The organism is Pedobacter gandavensis, from assembly GCF_032678745.1.
GTDB lineage: Bacteria > Bacteroidota > Bacteroidia > Sphingobacteriales > Sphingobacteriaceae > Pedobacter > Pedobacter gandavensis_C.
The window spans coordinates 210,819-224,195 of record NZ_JAVTST010000006.1 but is presented as its reverse complement, the minus strand read 5'-3'; the positions used below and the strand labels follow the sequence as shown (position 1 = coordinate 224,195).

Here is a 13,377-nt window from a genome sequence, read left to right as displayed (position 1 = left end):
CTGTGGTATTAATTTCCAGCGTCTTTTTTCAGTTCAATCACATTCTGTACTTCTTGAGATAGTGCTGAAAGCAGGTTGTAGCCTGTCGCTTTTTCAATGTCTCTAACAGTAACAATATACTTTTTCCAATCTGGATCGATGGTATTGATGTTTGGTGTATTCAATGCAATCACCCTGGTAGAAGTACTCACTCTGCTTGCATCTCCAGTGCCATTCGGAATAATCACAGCAACCTTCCATACGTTACTCGGTACTGTTACTTTTCCATTATCGATAGTAGTAGTCATAGCTCCTGATTTACCAATACCACCAGTTCCATAACTTCCCATAATGATGTAAACTTCATTTCCTGAAACCACCTGAGCGCGCAGGTAATTTTCAAAATCTGCCCATGGTTTTTGGTTGTTATTTGGTGCTTGAGGAATCATATTGTTCATCAGGAAAGTTGCACCATTTGCAGCTGTTGAGCTGGTACGGTCAGCAGATGGGCAATTATGACCTCTGTCGAAACCTGAATTGTAATAGCTATTGTTAGCCACCTGATAAAAATTAGTAGGTAAACCAGAGTAACCTGCAAAATTGTCTAATCTTTTAGTCACCTGAGTGATGGTTTTTGGATCTAAATGCCAGCTAACCCAGTTTGGTGTACCACGGCTACTGCTATAAGATTGCACATAATAACTCATGTTTAATAAGTAATTGTCCGGGCTTAAGGTATTCGCTGAAGAAGGGTTTCCAAAAAGCGCATTGCTATCATCTCCTTCATTTGGTTGCGCATCTGTACCGATCACTACATCTCTTGAAGCTTCAGTAGCTGGAGGTGTAGAAGGATCTTCACCTGGATCAGTATCTGGAGTGCCTACGATAATTCCTGATTCTCCCTCTCCTTTATAAATAATGTCGTCGATGTTTAGGCGGACAGTAGCACTTGTTTTCTTGATTTGGAAACGTACTTTTCCTTTTGCGGTAATCTGAAAAGAGTCGGTCACCAATTTGGTGTTTTTTTCCTGGATCTCTTCGCCTAGTGGAGTAAAAGTTGTTCCTCCATCCTCTGAGATCAATAATTGCCAGCTGAAATCTTTATCATTACCGTATTTTCCGTGATTGATGTATAATGTTTTTAGACCAGAAACATCGAAATTCATAGTAATTTTTCCTGTTCTTAGGCGAACACTTTTTTGACCGTTTTTAAGATCGGCAGGTAGATTGCCAACTAAGGCATCCTCAAAATTCCATGACCCCGTAGAAATGTTAATGTCGGCAGCAGCATATGCAGTTTTAGTAACATTCTCAAAATCCTCTGTGATTTTGTAGGTTACTGGTCCTTTTTCAATCGGAGCTTCAATTGCTTCCGACACTGTTTTTTTGGAACATCCGGCTAAACTTAAGATAACCAGGGAACTGTAGATAAGTAGATGTTTTATTCTCATAATTTTGAATTGGGCCGCAAAATAATGAGTTTAATATTAATAAAGTGTTAATTAATCACTGGTTTTTATCATTACTTTAATACTTTAGATTTGCTGGTGTTTGATTAAAGGCTTTACTTACAGATGCTATTTGTTGATGCTCAATTCTTCGGCGGTCAAAGCAAAATATAGATTTTGTAACTGGTGTATTCCTGTAATTGGATGGCTATAATTATTACTTTCCGTTTGCCCTTCAGCAGACCAAATATGAAAGCTGCCATCATGAAGTCTTATTTCCAGTTCTCCATTTCCCGGTAGTGGTAGGAAGTAATCTTCGAATCCAAATTTATCCAGCCATATTTTTGACAATGGAATTGGATAAATTTGTTTTGGGAGGACCTGAAAAGGTCTTACTTCAGAATGTAGCTCATATTTTTCACTTAGATAAGTGATATGTTGGGTATCTATTCCAATAACTAATACGGGGATAGGGTCACCATTTTCCATTTCTTTTTGGGAATAAACCAGGTTTCCAATTCTTAGCTCGCTAGTTTTCATATGATCTGATTTTAGATTCGGTTTTATTACCATTGATTCAAAACATTCCAGGGAAGGAATGTACAGCTCGCGATCATAAGACTGGGATAGCGCTTAACTGAATTTAGTGAAATTAATCCGGTATTTCTGTTTTGAATAACAGCGCATTAAAACTAAATCTCGGATATTGATGGCTATAAGTTGAAAATGGCAATTTCAGCTCTTGTTCCAAATCTTGCAGGAAGGATGCTGGTGCCGATACCTTTGGAAACTAATATTGTATTTTCAAAATTCGCAGGCTTAACAAGAAAGAACAAAAAAACTAGCATTATGAGGAAGAAATCTGCAAAAATAATCGTTAAACTGTAGGCTTATCTTAAGCTGAAATTGAAAGTATTTTGTGTTAAATTGGTAGATGTTGATATTATGTTTAACTTGCCTGTGTTAATTTAATATCAAAATATCGCCTCATGTTAAAGAATATATTAAATAAATCGCTTTTTGTTGTAGCATTGATCGCCATGGCTTTTTCAAGTGGCTGCAAAAAGGATATTATGCTTGTAGGTCCTACGTTTGCTTCCTCCGTCTCTGTAGCTTATTCAGACAAGCAAGGTAATGATTACTTAAAGGCTCAAAGTCCAGAAAATATTGCGGGAATAAAACTCTATCATCTTATTGATGGAAAAAAGGTTTATTATAATAAATCCGATAATAATAATGTTGGTAAGGTCGGTTTCCATTTGATTAAACCAAAAGTTGATGGAGAACCTTATAAATTAAGTATTTTGTTACCTATTCCTGAGGGTGTTGGTACGGACGTCAGATCGACTGCTTACCTTCTTTGGGAAAACGGTAGAGAGGACGAAATTGTTGGATCGTTTGATACCAGCTACAATAAGATAGTTAAAAAGTTCTGGTACAACAAGGAAGAAGCTGATGCGAATGGGAAAAAAGTCTATACGTATATCATTGCTGATTAGAATGATGCTGATGTAATTTTTCAAGAGGCACGCTATATGATGACGATAAATCAAATCGCAAAACATTTCAGGGAAGTTCATTTTGGTGGAAACTGGACATCGGTTAACCTTAGGGATACATTATCTGATGTAAGTTGGCAACAAGCCACAACAAATATTTATGATCTAAACACAATCGCAGTCCTGGTTTTTCATATGAATTACTATGTGAATGCCGTCCTGAAAGTCTTAGAAGGCGAAGCTTTGAATTCCAGCGACAAATTAAGCTTTGATCTGCCGCCCATACATTCTGAAGAGGATTGGCAGCAATTAGTCAGTAAAGCCTTGACAGAAGCGGAGCTATTTGCTCTGCAAATCGAGAGGCTAGATGAAGAACGACTCTTTGATGACTTTATTGATCCTAAATACGGAAATTATTATAGGAATCTACATGGAATTATTGAGCATACACACTATCACCTCGGACAGATTTCGCTAATCAAGAAGATCCTGCATATAGAGAAAATAGCTTAGTTTTACTGCTTTAAAGGATTAAATGGAGTTATCTAACGAAAATTATTTTGGGCTGATTGTTATTGCCTTGGGAGTCCTGTTGTTAATGGATATTACTCAAAATTTTAAAGAGCTTAATATGAAGGACCGTAACTATAAGCTCTATTTAGTTGTTCTCGCTAGTTTGTTAATCGGTATCTACTTAGTACTTAATTAATGTCTTTTAGGCTTTTTCGATAACTTTTAATACACGCGATTTTGTGATCTTAATCTCTAATGCAAGCAAGGAGAAAAATAGAATGGCCAAAACAAGAACTACAGCCATTGACTCTACGTTAATTATTCCTCTGATTAAGCCGACGATGATGCTATAAAAGCCAAAAAATATAAATAGACATACTGCCAGCGGGACTGCACTCAATCTTATTTTATATGCTGTTGCCGACTGATCTTTCGGGACACTAACAATTAATTTTGGCAGTAAAAACTCAAAGGATGTTCTGATACGGGTAAAACTCAACGCGTTTTTGCCTTCAAAGCCAAAGAATTTTTTGTCTGTACCGATGTTCATGGTAGAACTTTTAAAATCTAAGGATAAGGTTTTTTTTAGGGAAGCCTTTCTCAAAGCTTCTTCAACCTGAGCTTGCTGGATATGATCTGGAAAAGGTATTGTTTTGAAGTAGAGCATTATTTTTTTGTTTACAAAACGAATTTAGAAGATCTTTTTATTTATCTCTGCATAAATAAAGCTAAAATAGAAAAAGGGGTTGTTTTTGCAACCCCTTTTATTTTATCATTTAATGACCCAGTAACCTAAAGCCAGCCATAGTAGGCCTTTGATCAGGAAGAATAAAAATCCCCAGAAACCAAACTTCTTTACCCATTTAATAATGGTGGCCTTTTTTTCTGATGTGGGTGTATTTGTCATAGTTAAAGCGATTCTTTCAGAACTTCACGCCAGCTCTCTAATTCAGGAATTCCAGGCTTGCGTTTACCAAAAAATTGAACAATCATTTCTCCGTTTTTGTCAAACAATTCGATAGAGTTGACATCGCCATCAGTAGATGGTTTTACCACCTGCCATACGCTGCGAACTTCATCTTCACGAAGGTGCAAATTAAATTCTGGATCTAAAACATTAAACCATGGACCCATGTCAACTAATTTCGTAATATTTCCGCTGTGAATCTGTATACAACCTGTATTTCCAGTGAAAACCATTACTGGAACCTGTTTCTCTGAACAGGCTGTCATCGCTTTTCTAAACCCTTCAACAGTGGTTTCTTTTGCTCTTCCTGCTGGTGCTAATCGCAATGCCTGCGTTCTGGTTACTTTGAACTTTCTCAGCAACATGAAAAACTCATGGCTATCGCCCATTTTGTTCCATGCTTCCTGAAAACCAGTTACATCAATCTCCGAATCCGGGATTTCTACTGCTGGAGCTGCTTCCGGAGCTGCTTCAATGGCTACTGCTTCCTGATCTTCTTTAAGGAATTTGGCTACTAAAGCTTCGTATGCTGCTACATCACTGCGGTCTGTCAGGTAAATTTTATGTAAAGCGTTACCATGGGCATCAAAAAACTGTAAACTCTGACGGTCGTTTTCAGCTACTGCATAACCATGTTTCCAGACACGTAGGAACAAGCGAAGATCGATGTCTGCGCCTAAAACAAGGCCTGCATGTGGCGTAAAGGAAATGTCTTCATAGACTCCTTTTCTTTCATTTACACAGTATTCATTACGTGTTAAAGCCATCACATAACCCAACGAAGTCACGGATTCCAGGATTTTCTCAAAATCAGGTTGTAAAAGCTTAACGGTAGTACCCAGGCCGGTCATCAGTAATTCTGCTTCAGACACCTGTAAATCCTGTGCGGCTTCTCTGATGCGTTTCTTAGGATTGGCAATTTTATAGGCTTCGTATTTTTCTTTTAGGGTGTTGGTTGCGGTAATCATAAAGGGGTGTTGGGTTAAAATGAATTGATTTGTACGTTTGTATTTTTAGGGATAAAAAAGGGTTTCAGTGTTCTTGGATTGGTGAAAACATCGGCGTCGATCTCAAATACCTCATAAATGTTTTTGGTATTCAGGACTTCCGAAGCGGTACCATCGTACCATTTTCTACCGTTTTTAAGCATTAAAATCCGGTCTGCATATTGTGCGGCAAGGTTGATGTCGTGGAGGATGCCAATCACCATAAAACCTTTCTGGGCTAAAGCTTTGGCAATGGCCAGGGTTTGCTGTTGGTATTGTAAATCTAATCCAGACACCGGTTCGTCTAAGAGGAGCAAAGCATTGGGCACATCCCAAATCTGCGCCAGAATTCTGGACAATTGTACTCTCTGTTGCTCTCCCCCGGATAGGCTGAGGTAGGAACGTTCTGCAAGCTGTGTAATACCGGTTAATTTCATCACTTCATCACAGATCTCCTTATCTTTTGCACTTGGATGGTTCTGGTAATGAGGATAACGTCCCATCATGACAATTTCTTGTGCCATGAAGGCCATATTTATGATATTTTGTTGATTTAGGACGGCTCTTTTCAAAGCCAGCGCTGGAGAGGAATAGCTCGAAATACATTTTCCATGTAAATTGATACTGCCTTTGGAAGGTTTTCTTTCGCCACTCAACATGCGCAAAAGTGTAGATTTTCCAGCACCATTGGCACCCAATACCACGAGCATTTCGCCCGGGCGAAGGCTAAAAGAAAGCCCATTAACCAGCGTTCTTTTTCCTGCTTCATAACTGATGTGATCTGCGATTAACATTATAATATCAGTTTCTTTTTGTCTTTGATTAATATATAGAGGAATAACGGTGTACCTAATAGCGCGGTAATGACACCGATTGGCAGCTCTATCGGGGCAATAATTGTCCTGCAAAGCATGTCAGCAAGGGTCAGCATTAAAGCACCCATCAAGGCAGAGGCAGGAAGTACGTATTTATTGTCGACACCAATAAGAAGGCGAATCGTGTGTGGTACCAATAATCCTACAAATCCGATAATGCCGGATACGGCTACCGAAGCGCCAACGGCGAGTGTAGAAAGGATCACTACATTGCGCTTAATCCGGTTTACACGTAATCCGATTTGATTGGCTTGGGTTTCCCCCAAAGCAAAAGCATTGAGCGCTTTTCCCATGTAAGGAAGAATCAATACCGGCAGCATCACAAAAGGCAGAATGGCGATGACGGTTTCCCAGGTAGCACCAGCCAGGCTGCCGAGCATCCAAAAGGTGATGTTTCTCAACTGCTGATCGTCGGCCATATAGGTAATGAGTCCGGTTAATGCCCCTGCTAAAGCATTGATGGCAATTCCGGCCAGCAACATGGTGGCTACATTGGATTTTCCATCGGTACGGGAGATTTGATAAACGACCATGGCCGCAATTCCAGCTCCGGCGAAAGCACCGAAAGCAAGGAGGTAATAGCCTAATAAGTTGCTTAATCCTGCAAAAAGTGCCATTTCTAACACAATCACAATCACCGCCATTAAGGAAGCTCCTGCAGAAATCCCAATCAATCCAGGTTCTGCCAATGGGTTACGGAAGATGCCTTGTACGGCTGCACCGGAGATGCCCAAAGCGGAACCAACGAGGATTCCTAAAACAACCCTTGGAAGTCTGACAATATTCATGACGCCTTCATGCTGGATAGAAACAGAGTATTCAGAAAACAAACCCGCTTTTTTAGCTAGAATCAGCAGTACATCAGTTACCGGAATCTTCACTGCACCTAATCCCAAAGAAAAGGCAGCGGCAAGAAAAAGGGCGAGGGTTAGGGAAATATATAGACTTGCTTTTTTGATTACCATTTACTGTTTAGTTCTTTAATGGCTTGTGGCAGTCGTACTGTGAAACCTGTTAACAATTCGCCGTCCATCTGTACGATTCTTTTATTCTTTCCTGCATTGGTTAGCGATACACCGGGCATTTTTAAAATGCTGTTGATGCCCCCTAAACTTTTATACCCGAAATCAAACATCAGGATCAGGTCTGGATTGGCGTTTACCAGTGCTTCTGTAGTATAAGGTTTATAGTTTGAAAAGCCTTGTGCGGCATTTTTACCTCCAGCAAGGCTGATGATCGCGTCCATATTGGTGCTTTTACCAGCCACCATCATCACCCCTGTGCCACGGGCATAGACGAAAAGTACTTTTGGATGCTTCGGGTTTTTACTAATCTCCGCTAAGGTTTGCTGTAAATTTGAGGAGAGTTGCTTTACTACAACTTCTCCTTTTGGACTTTGTCCTACTGCTGCGGCAACCGCTCTGATGAATTTTGTAGCACCAGCTACCGAAAACTCTTGCTTAATACTGACTACTTTGATTCCTGCTGATTTTAACTGATAGGCAATTGCTTTGGAGATGTCTCCCTCTGGTGCAATTACCAGGTCTGGGGAAAAGGAAATGATCCCTTCTGCTGATAAAACTCTGTTCTGACTTACTCTGGGTAATTTGGCAGCATACGCTGGGTAGATGCTGGTCACATCTACAGCTACAATTTGATTTCCTAAGCCTAAAGCATCTACAGTTTCTGTGATGGCACCACTCAGGGTAATGATTCGCTTAGCTGTAGTAGCATAAGAACCTACATAACATAAGAGGAGGAATAGGCAGGAATGAAGTGTTTTGGTCATTTTTAAAAAGGTGTGTGGCTTGATTAGGATACAAAGGAATGCTTAATTATACTGATTCCAAATAAATAAATTACGCTTGTCGGTATTGGGTGAATTGCTTTTTATGTCCAATAAAAGGCTGCATTTTTATTGGTTTTTATATGTAATTAGTTGTTTTTTAGCTGATTGTGATTTCGTTGCTTAGTCTCGTCTTGCTATCATTCTTATTAATTCTGTCTATAATTTATCCCGATACCGTAAATATTATCCCGAAAAGGTTAAAAATAATCCCTTTTGCGTTGCTAACATATTGGTAAATGTAAGCATATTTGCCTACTTTATTTAGACTGATTAAAAATAACTACTCATATAAATGGCCACTCTTAACGCTGGAAAGAATTACTTATTGCTACTGCTGATCTTCTTAACCAATGCTGGTTTTGCAAAGGATATTAAAGGAAGATTAACAGGAATCGTCTATGACGATACCAATAAAGTGCTTTCCGGAATTACCGTGGCTTTAGAGCCAGATAGAAAACGCGCTTTGACAGATGCCAAAGGAAGTTTTCAAATGGATCAATTGTACCCGGGAACGTATTCCCTACGGATATCTGCCATAGGTTTTGAAACCTATACGCAGGAAGTAGAAGTGGTGTCCGGTGTAAAGAACGCGGTGACCATCAGGTTAGTTCGTAAAAATGAATCCCTGAAAGAAGTGAGTGTGAATGGGGTACATGGCAATCCGGATAATTTTATCGATATGACCCGAACGACCATGCCCAGCACGGTCATCACCAGAAAAGAAATTGAACAAATGGGGAGCCGCAGACTGGATGAAGTACTGAAAGAGCAAACCGGACTGGCGATTGTAAGTGATATTGGTGCCGGAAATAGGGCTGTAGGACTACAAATGCAGGGTTTCGACAGTGGTTATACCATGATTATGATCGATGGGCAACCCATGGTAGGTAGGAACAGCGGCAATTTTGACCTTTCCAGGGTTACCGTGTCTGATATTGAAAGAATAGAAATTATTAAAGGCGCTTCTTCCTGCCTGTTTGGGAGTGAAGCTCTTGCAGGGGTGGTCAACATTGTGACCCGTAAAAATATTACCCAGCCCCAGGGTTTAGCGGCTTTCCGCTATGGTAGTTTCAATATGGTAGATGCCACTTTAGAAGGCGAAACTCCTTTTGCCGGAAAAAAGGGATCGGTCTACCTTTCAGGAAATTACTACCGTACGGATGGTTTTAATTCCAATCCTTACCTGGAAGAAGGAAAGACAGCACCTCCTTTTGATAGCTACTCTTTCCAAAGTCGCGGGCGATATCTTTTAAATGAAATCAGCAGTCTGAGTTTTAATGGACGATATGCCAACAGACATTCGGTAAATGAGATCTCTTATGGCGTTTCGCCAACTAAGGATATCCTTGATGAACATGATTTGAATGGTTCCCTGTCTTTGAATAATAATTTCAGAAATGGCACTAAATTAAGAACGCAGTATTACCTGACCAGGTATCAAACCGCTCAGGATGTGACCGATTTAAATACCAATACCATCATTCCGGGAAGTCGGTTTAAGCAATTCTTACACCGCATAGAAACCCAGGGGAGTCATCAGTTTTTTGAGCAGCTCAACCTGACGGGTGGTGTTGGTGCTGCTTTTGAAAGATTAGACAATTCTTACTACAGAGATAAAAAGGATATGAGCAACTATTTCGCTTATGGACAGGCAGATTGGAACTTATCCTCCAGCTTAAACTTAACAGGTGGTGCGCGCTATGATTACCATGATAAATATGGTGCTAAACTAAACCCGAGTATTGGTTTGCGCTACCAGCCATTCGAAAAATTAACATTAAGAGCTGCGATCGGAACAGGTTTTAAAACCCCAAGCTTCCAGCAGTTGTATATGGTGTTTACCAATGTGCAAACCGGTTATACGGTGTTTGGAGCGGAGGAGTTTTGGCGGGAAATCCAATTGTTAAAAGACGCTGGGCAGATCATGAGTGTTTTCCCTATTGCCAATCAGATCGGCACATTGAGGCCGGAAAGATCGGTTTCCTATAGTGGCGGATTTGCCTATAATCCTCTTGCTTCCCTGAAACTGGATGTCAATGTTTTTTATAACGACATGAGGAATTTCATAAGCGCAGAACCGGTAGCGATAAAAACAAACCAGCAACAGGTTTTTTCTTATATCAATGTTGCCAAAGCTTATACCGCCGGAACGGAGGTTGGGATGAGCTGGAAAGCAACTAAAGTATTGAGTCTCTCTGCCGGTTACCAATTATTATACGCGGTCGACTTAGGTATTGTTGAAGCGATAAAAAATGGTGCCGGCTTATATGCACAAGTGTATGATGGCGTAAATCCACCGAGACGCTCTAAAAGATCCGACTATTTCGGGATGGCCAACAGGTCCAGACATATGGCCAATATCAGGGTCGGTTACGAACACGAACCTACCGGGATTACGGGATCTTTTCGCGTCAATTACCGCAGTAAATATGGTTTTACGGAAGCCAATAGTGCCAACCTGTTTATGGACCCTTATGATACTTATGTGCCCAGCTATTTCCTGTTTAATGTGGCCCTGCAAAAGACTTTTTACAACAAGCATTTGCAGTTGCAGCTAACAGCCGATAACCTGATGGATTATCGCGATCAGCTGATGCCTTCGCAGCAGGGCAGGGCCATTATCGCAGGAATCAACTGGAGGTTTTTTAAAGATTAAGCCTCAGCCGGGAAGCCATTAACTGAAAGCCTTAAAAGATGAAGGCAAAACTAAAGAAAACAATATAAACGCATCAATAATAGAAACATGAACAAAAGTTTAAAATCCTCTTTCCTGGTATTGCTCAGCATCCTGACACTATCTGCCTGTACGAAGAAGGAAATCAAACCTGAATTAGAAGACGGAAAAAGCACGGTAGTTAAGGATTTAGCCGGTGACGTAGGGAACACGGTTGGCAGCGGAAAACCTTTTGAGCCATTCTATTTCAGTATGAAAACAGCAGCGAAAGTACCTGCGTCTGAAAAATTAACTGCATCATGGGATCTGGCATTTGCTAAAGAATACAATTCCTATGTGTCGATAAATAATGGTACAGATGCAAATAGCCTTGGCTTTGGTGGCCCAGGAAAAGGAGCAATGATGGTGGTTAACCAGGCTTATGCACAGTTGAAAACAGCACCTTCAGATGCGGAATTTACAGCCAAAAGCATCAGTAGTACGGGCATCGACGTAGGAAATGGCAACGGTTGGTTTTTCTATGAAATGAATACCCATATCGCTGTGCCGGTAAAGAACAGGACGTTTGTGATCCGCACAGCGGATGGAAAATATGCGAAACTGGAACTGATCAGTATGTATAAAGGCGCACCAGCTGTAGTGAGTGATTTGAACTGGCCGGCACCTTATTTCACTTTCCGCTATTTCCTGCAAACAGATGGCAGCAGAAACCTTTCTACCAAAGATTAACCTTTTAAAACTAAATAAATGAAGACGCTTAAATACTTAAAAAAATATAGCAGCCTGCTGATGATCGGCTTAGTGATCGGGATGGTTAGCGCTTGCTCCAAAGAGGATGATCCAGGTACGGTAGAACCACCTCTGGAACCTGGAAAAGTGGAGTTTTATAAAATTCAACGCGTAGAGAATCTGGCCGCTGAAACCGACGATAAGAACCCTACAGTGCCTAAGAAAGCTGTTTATTTCAGTCTGGAAGATAAGCAGGAGGTGACTGCAGTTATGGCAAAAACTCACCGCTGGGATATGGGCTTAAGTGGCTTGTACAACAGTTTTGTATCTGGAAATAATGGTGATAATACGAGTAATTTTGGTGCTGGTGGTCCTGGGAAAGGTGGAGTAACTATTGTTGAAAAGCCTTTTGAAGAGGTAATCAATATTCCTGCAGATGCAGATTTCAAAACGGGTGTCAGCCAAATAGGAACAGATAATATGGGTGATTTTGGTGAAGGAACAGGTTGGTATATCTATGACTTTGCTGGTGGAATTGTTGGTGATCAAAGCTACGATAAATCGCATGTGGCTTACGCTTTAGGAAGTCCTCTTAAATTGAAAAATGGCACCACCGCAGCAGCAAGAACACTGATCATCCGTACTTCCAGAGGGAACTATGCTAAAATCAAAATGATCAGCTGCTATAAGGATGCATTTACTCCTGATAAATGGTTTAGAAATACACCACATATGTACTTCAGTTTTGAGTATGTAATGGTGCCAAAAGGCAGTACAAAATTCGAAGTTAAGTAAAACCTGAATCCTATCTCATTTAAACACGATACCCAATTTTATGAAACATAAATACACCTATTTTCTATTAATGGCTTTATTAGTCGGCATCACTGCCTGTAAAAAGACGATTGATTTAGAGCCGCTTCCACAGAATAAAATATTAGAATACAAGATCAGCAATTTGAAGGATACCGTAATGTATGCGGCCATTAACCAGTTGAATAATACCATTACAGTTTATCTCCCGGTCTTTTACGGTCTGTCTTTGATTGATCCCGAAATTAAAGTGTCGGAAGGAGCAACATTAACAGAAGTTCCAATGCCTGTAGGCGTTTACGAGCAGGATAAAAAGTATACGGTGAAAGCAGCAGACGGAAGTACCAATACCTATACCTTGAAAATAAAAGTCATGAACCCTGTAAAGTTAAATGCCATCTGGCCGGCAAATTACCTGGTAAATGGAGAAATGATTTCTTACCCACTTAACAGTACTGTTTTTTCAGGGAATTTCAACGCATTTGGAACGGGTTTAATACAAGTTGATCTGATCAATAAGAAGAGCGGAAAGGTCATTAAAGTAAATGATGCAGAGATTGCCTGGCGTCCTGGAACAATAGAGCAGTCGGCCTTTTTTACTCCGAACGCTACAATAGATACTGGTGTTTATCAGCTGAATCTGAAGTATTATGATCAGGACATCATCATGAAAGAACCGCTTCATATTGTACACCGTCAGCCAGATTTACTGATGCCATCGAAGAACGTGAAGCAAGGCGAAAGCATCTCTTTTCCGGCTTTTCAAAGCATCTTTTTAGGTCTTAAATCGGTCAAGGTGAAACTGAATGATAAGGATACTTATGACTTACCTGTAATTGGATTTACACCATTGGAAATGACCCTTAAAGTGCCTGATAATTTCCCGGTCGGCATATACGATTATACCGCCTATTTCACTTTTGAATTTGAAAATTGGAAAGCTGTGAGCAAGCTAGGATCGCTCAGCGTATCCGCTAAATAGACATACAACCGACTTGTGTACAGAGGAGGTTTTATAAATCCCTAATGTTCAACTTAAATACTG

General features: G+C 40.3%; 13 protein-coding genes. 6 read left to right on the top strand and 7 right to left on the bottom strand.

Annotated features, from left to right (window positions below):
- Nucleotides 1-8: 8 nt before the first annotated feature.
- Together R2S10_RS18735 and R2S10_RS18730 are read right to left on the bottom strand one after the other, a co-directional pair.
- Nucleotides 9-1,430 (bottom strand): DNA/RNA non-specific endonuclease, encoded by a 1,422-nt coding sequence (locus R2S10_RS18735; RefSeq protein ID WP_316841940.1) that lies wholly within the window; start codon nt 1,428-1,430, stop codon nt 9-11.
- A gap of 126 nt (nt 1,431-1,556) precedes the next feature.
- Entirely contained in the window at nt 1,557-1,967 is a 411-nt protein-coding gene (locus tag R2S10_RS18730) for a hypothetical protein (RefSeq protein ID WP_316841939.1), read from the bottom strand.
- A gap of 449 nt (nt 1,968-2,416) precedes the next feature.
- Here R2S10_RS18730 and R2S10_RS18725 point away from each other — a divergent pair, with 449 nt between their 5' ends.
- Nucleotides 2,417-2,926 carry a hypothetical protein gene (locus R2S10_RS18725; protein ID WP_316841938.1) on the top strand — a complete coding sequence of 170 codons (510 nt, stop codon included), beginning with the start codon at nt 2,417-2,419 and terminating at the stop codon, nt 2,924-2,926.
- Nucleotides 2,927-2,962: 36 nt separating this feature from the next.
- Entirely contained in the window at nt 2,963-3,439 is a 477-nt protein-coding gene (locus R2S10_RS18720) for a DUF1572 domain-containing protein (RefSeq protein ID WP_316841937.1), read from the top strand.
- A 202-nt stretch (nt 3,440-3,641) separates the two neighbouring features.
- Here the strand turns inward: R2S10_RS18720 and R2S10_RS18715 are convergent, their stop codons facing one another.
- The 5 genes from R2S10_RS18715 to R2S10_RS18695 all read right to left on the bottom strand — a co-directional run bounded on the left by R2S10_RS18715 (nt 3,642) and on the right by R2S10_RS18695 (nt 8,056).
- Nucleotides 3,642-4,106: a hypothetical protein gene (locus R2S10_RS18715; protein ID WP_316841936.1), complete on the bottom strand. Its 465-nt coding sequence runs from the start codon at nt 4,104-4,106 to the stop codon at nt 3,642-3,644.
- Nucleotides 4,107-4,348: 242 nt separating this feature from the next.
- Nucleotides 4,349-5,374 carry a hemin-degrading factor gene (locus R2S10_RS18710; RefSeq protein WP_316841935.1) on the bottom strand — a complete coding sequence of 342 codons (1,026 nt, stop codon included), beginning with the start codon at nt 5,372-5,374 and terminating at the stop codon, nt 4,349-4,351.
- Nucleotides 5,375-5,388: 14 nt separating this feature from the next.
- Nucleotides 5,389-6,300, bottom strand: coding sequence for a heme ABC transporter ATP-binding protein (locus R2S10_RS18705; protein ID WP_410479002.1), 912 nt, complete (start codon nt 6,298-6,300; stop codon nt 5,389-5,391).
- The gene (locus R2S10_RS18700) at nt 6,186-7,232 is read right to left on the bottom strand and encodes an iron ABC transporter permease (protein WP_316841933.1); all 1,047 of its coding nucleotides are present in this window, start codon (nt 7,230-7,232) and stop codon (nt 6,186-6,188) included. Before R2S10_RS18700 ends, R2S10_RS18705 begins: the two co-directional genes overlap by 115 nt.
- Nucleotides 7,226-8,056 (bottom strand): hemin ABC transporter substrate-binding protein, encoded by an 831-nt coding sequence (locus R2S10_RS18695; RefSeq protein WP_316841932.1) that lies wholly within the window; start codon nt 8,054-8,056, stop codon nt 7,226-7,228. The genes R2S10_RS18700 and R2S10_RS18695 overlap by 7 nt, the downstream gene beginning before the upstream one ends.
- Before the next feature lie 352 nt (nt 8,057-8,408).
- Here R2S10_RS18695 and R2S10_RS18690 point away from each other — a divergent pair, with 352 nt between their 5' ends.
- From R2S10_RS18690 to R2S10_RS18675, 4 genes are all read left to right on the top strand, one after another.
- The gene (locus R2S10_RS18690) at nt 8,409-10,772 is read left to right on the top strand and encodes a TonB-dependent receptor (RefSeq protein WP_316841931.1); all 2,364 of its coding nucleotides are present in this window, start codon (nt 8,409-8,411) and stop codon (nt 10,770-10,772) included.
- Nucleotides 10,773-10,859: 87 nt separating this feature from the next.
- On the top strand, nt 10,860-11,519 hold the full coding sequence (locus R2S10_RS18685) for an HmuY family protein (RefSeq protein WP_316841930.1): 660 nt from the start codon (nt 10,860-10,862) through the stop codon (nt 11,517-11,519).
- 18 nt (nt 11,520-11,537) lie between these two features.
- The gene (locus tag R2S10_RS18680; protein WP_316841929.1) at nt 11,538-12,314 is read left to right on the top strand and encodes an HmuY family protein; all 777 of its coding nucleotides are present in this window, start codon (nt 11,538-11,540) and stop codon (nt 12,312-12,314) included.
- A gap of 40 nt (nt 12,315-12,354) precedes the next feature.
- The gene (locus R2S10_RS18675; protein ID WP_316841928.1) at nt 12,355-13,314 is read left to right on the top strand and encodes a hypothetical protein; all 960 of its coding nucleotides are present in this window, start codon (nt 12,355-12,357) and stop codon (nt 13,312-13,314) included.
- The last annotated feature ends 63 nt before the right edge of the window (nt 13,315-13,377 follow it).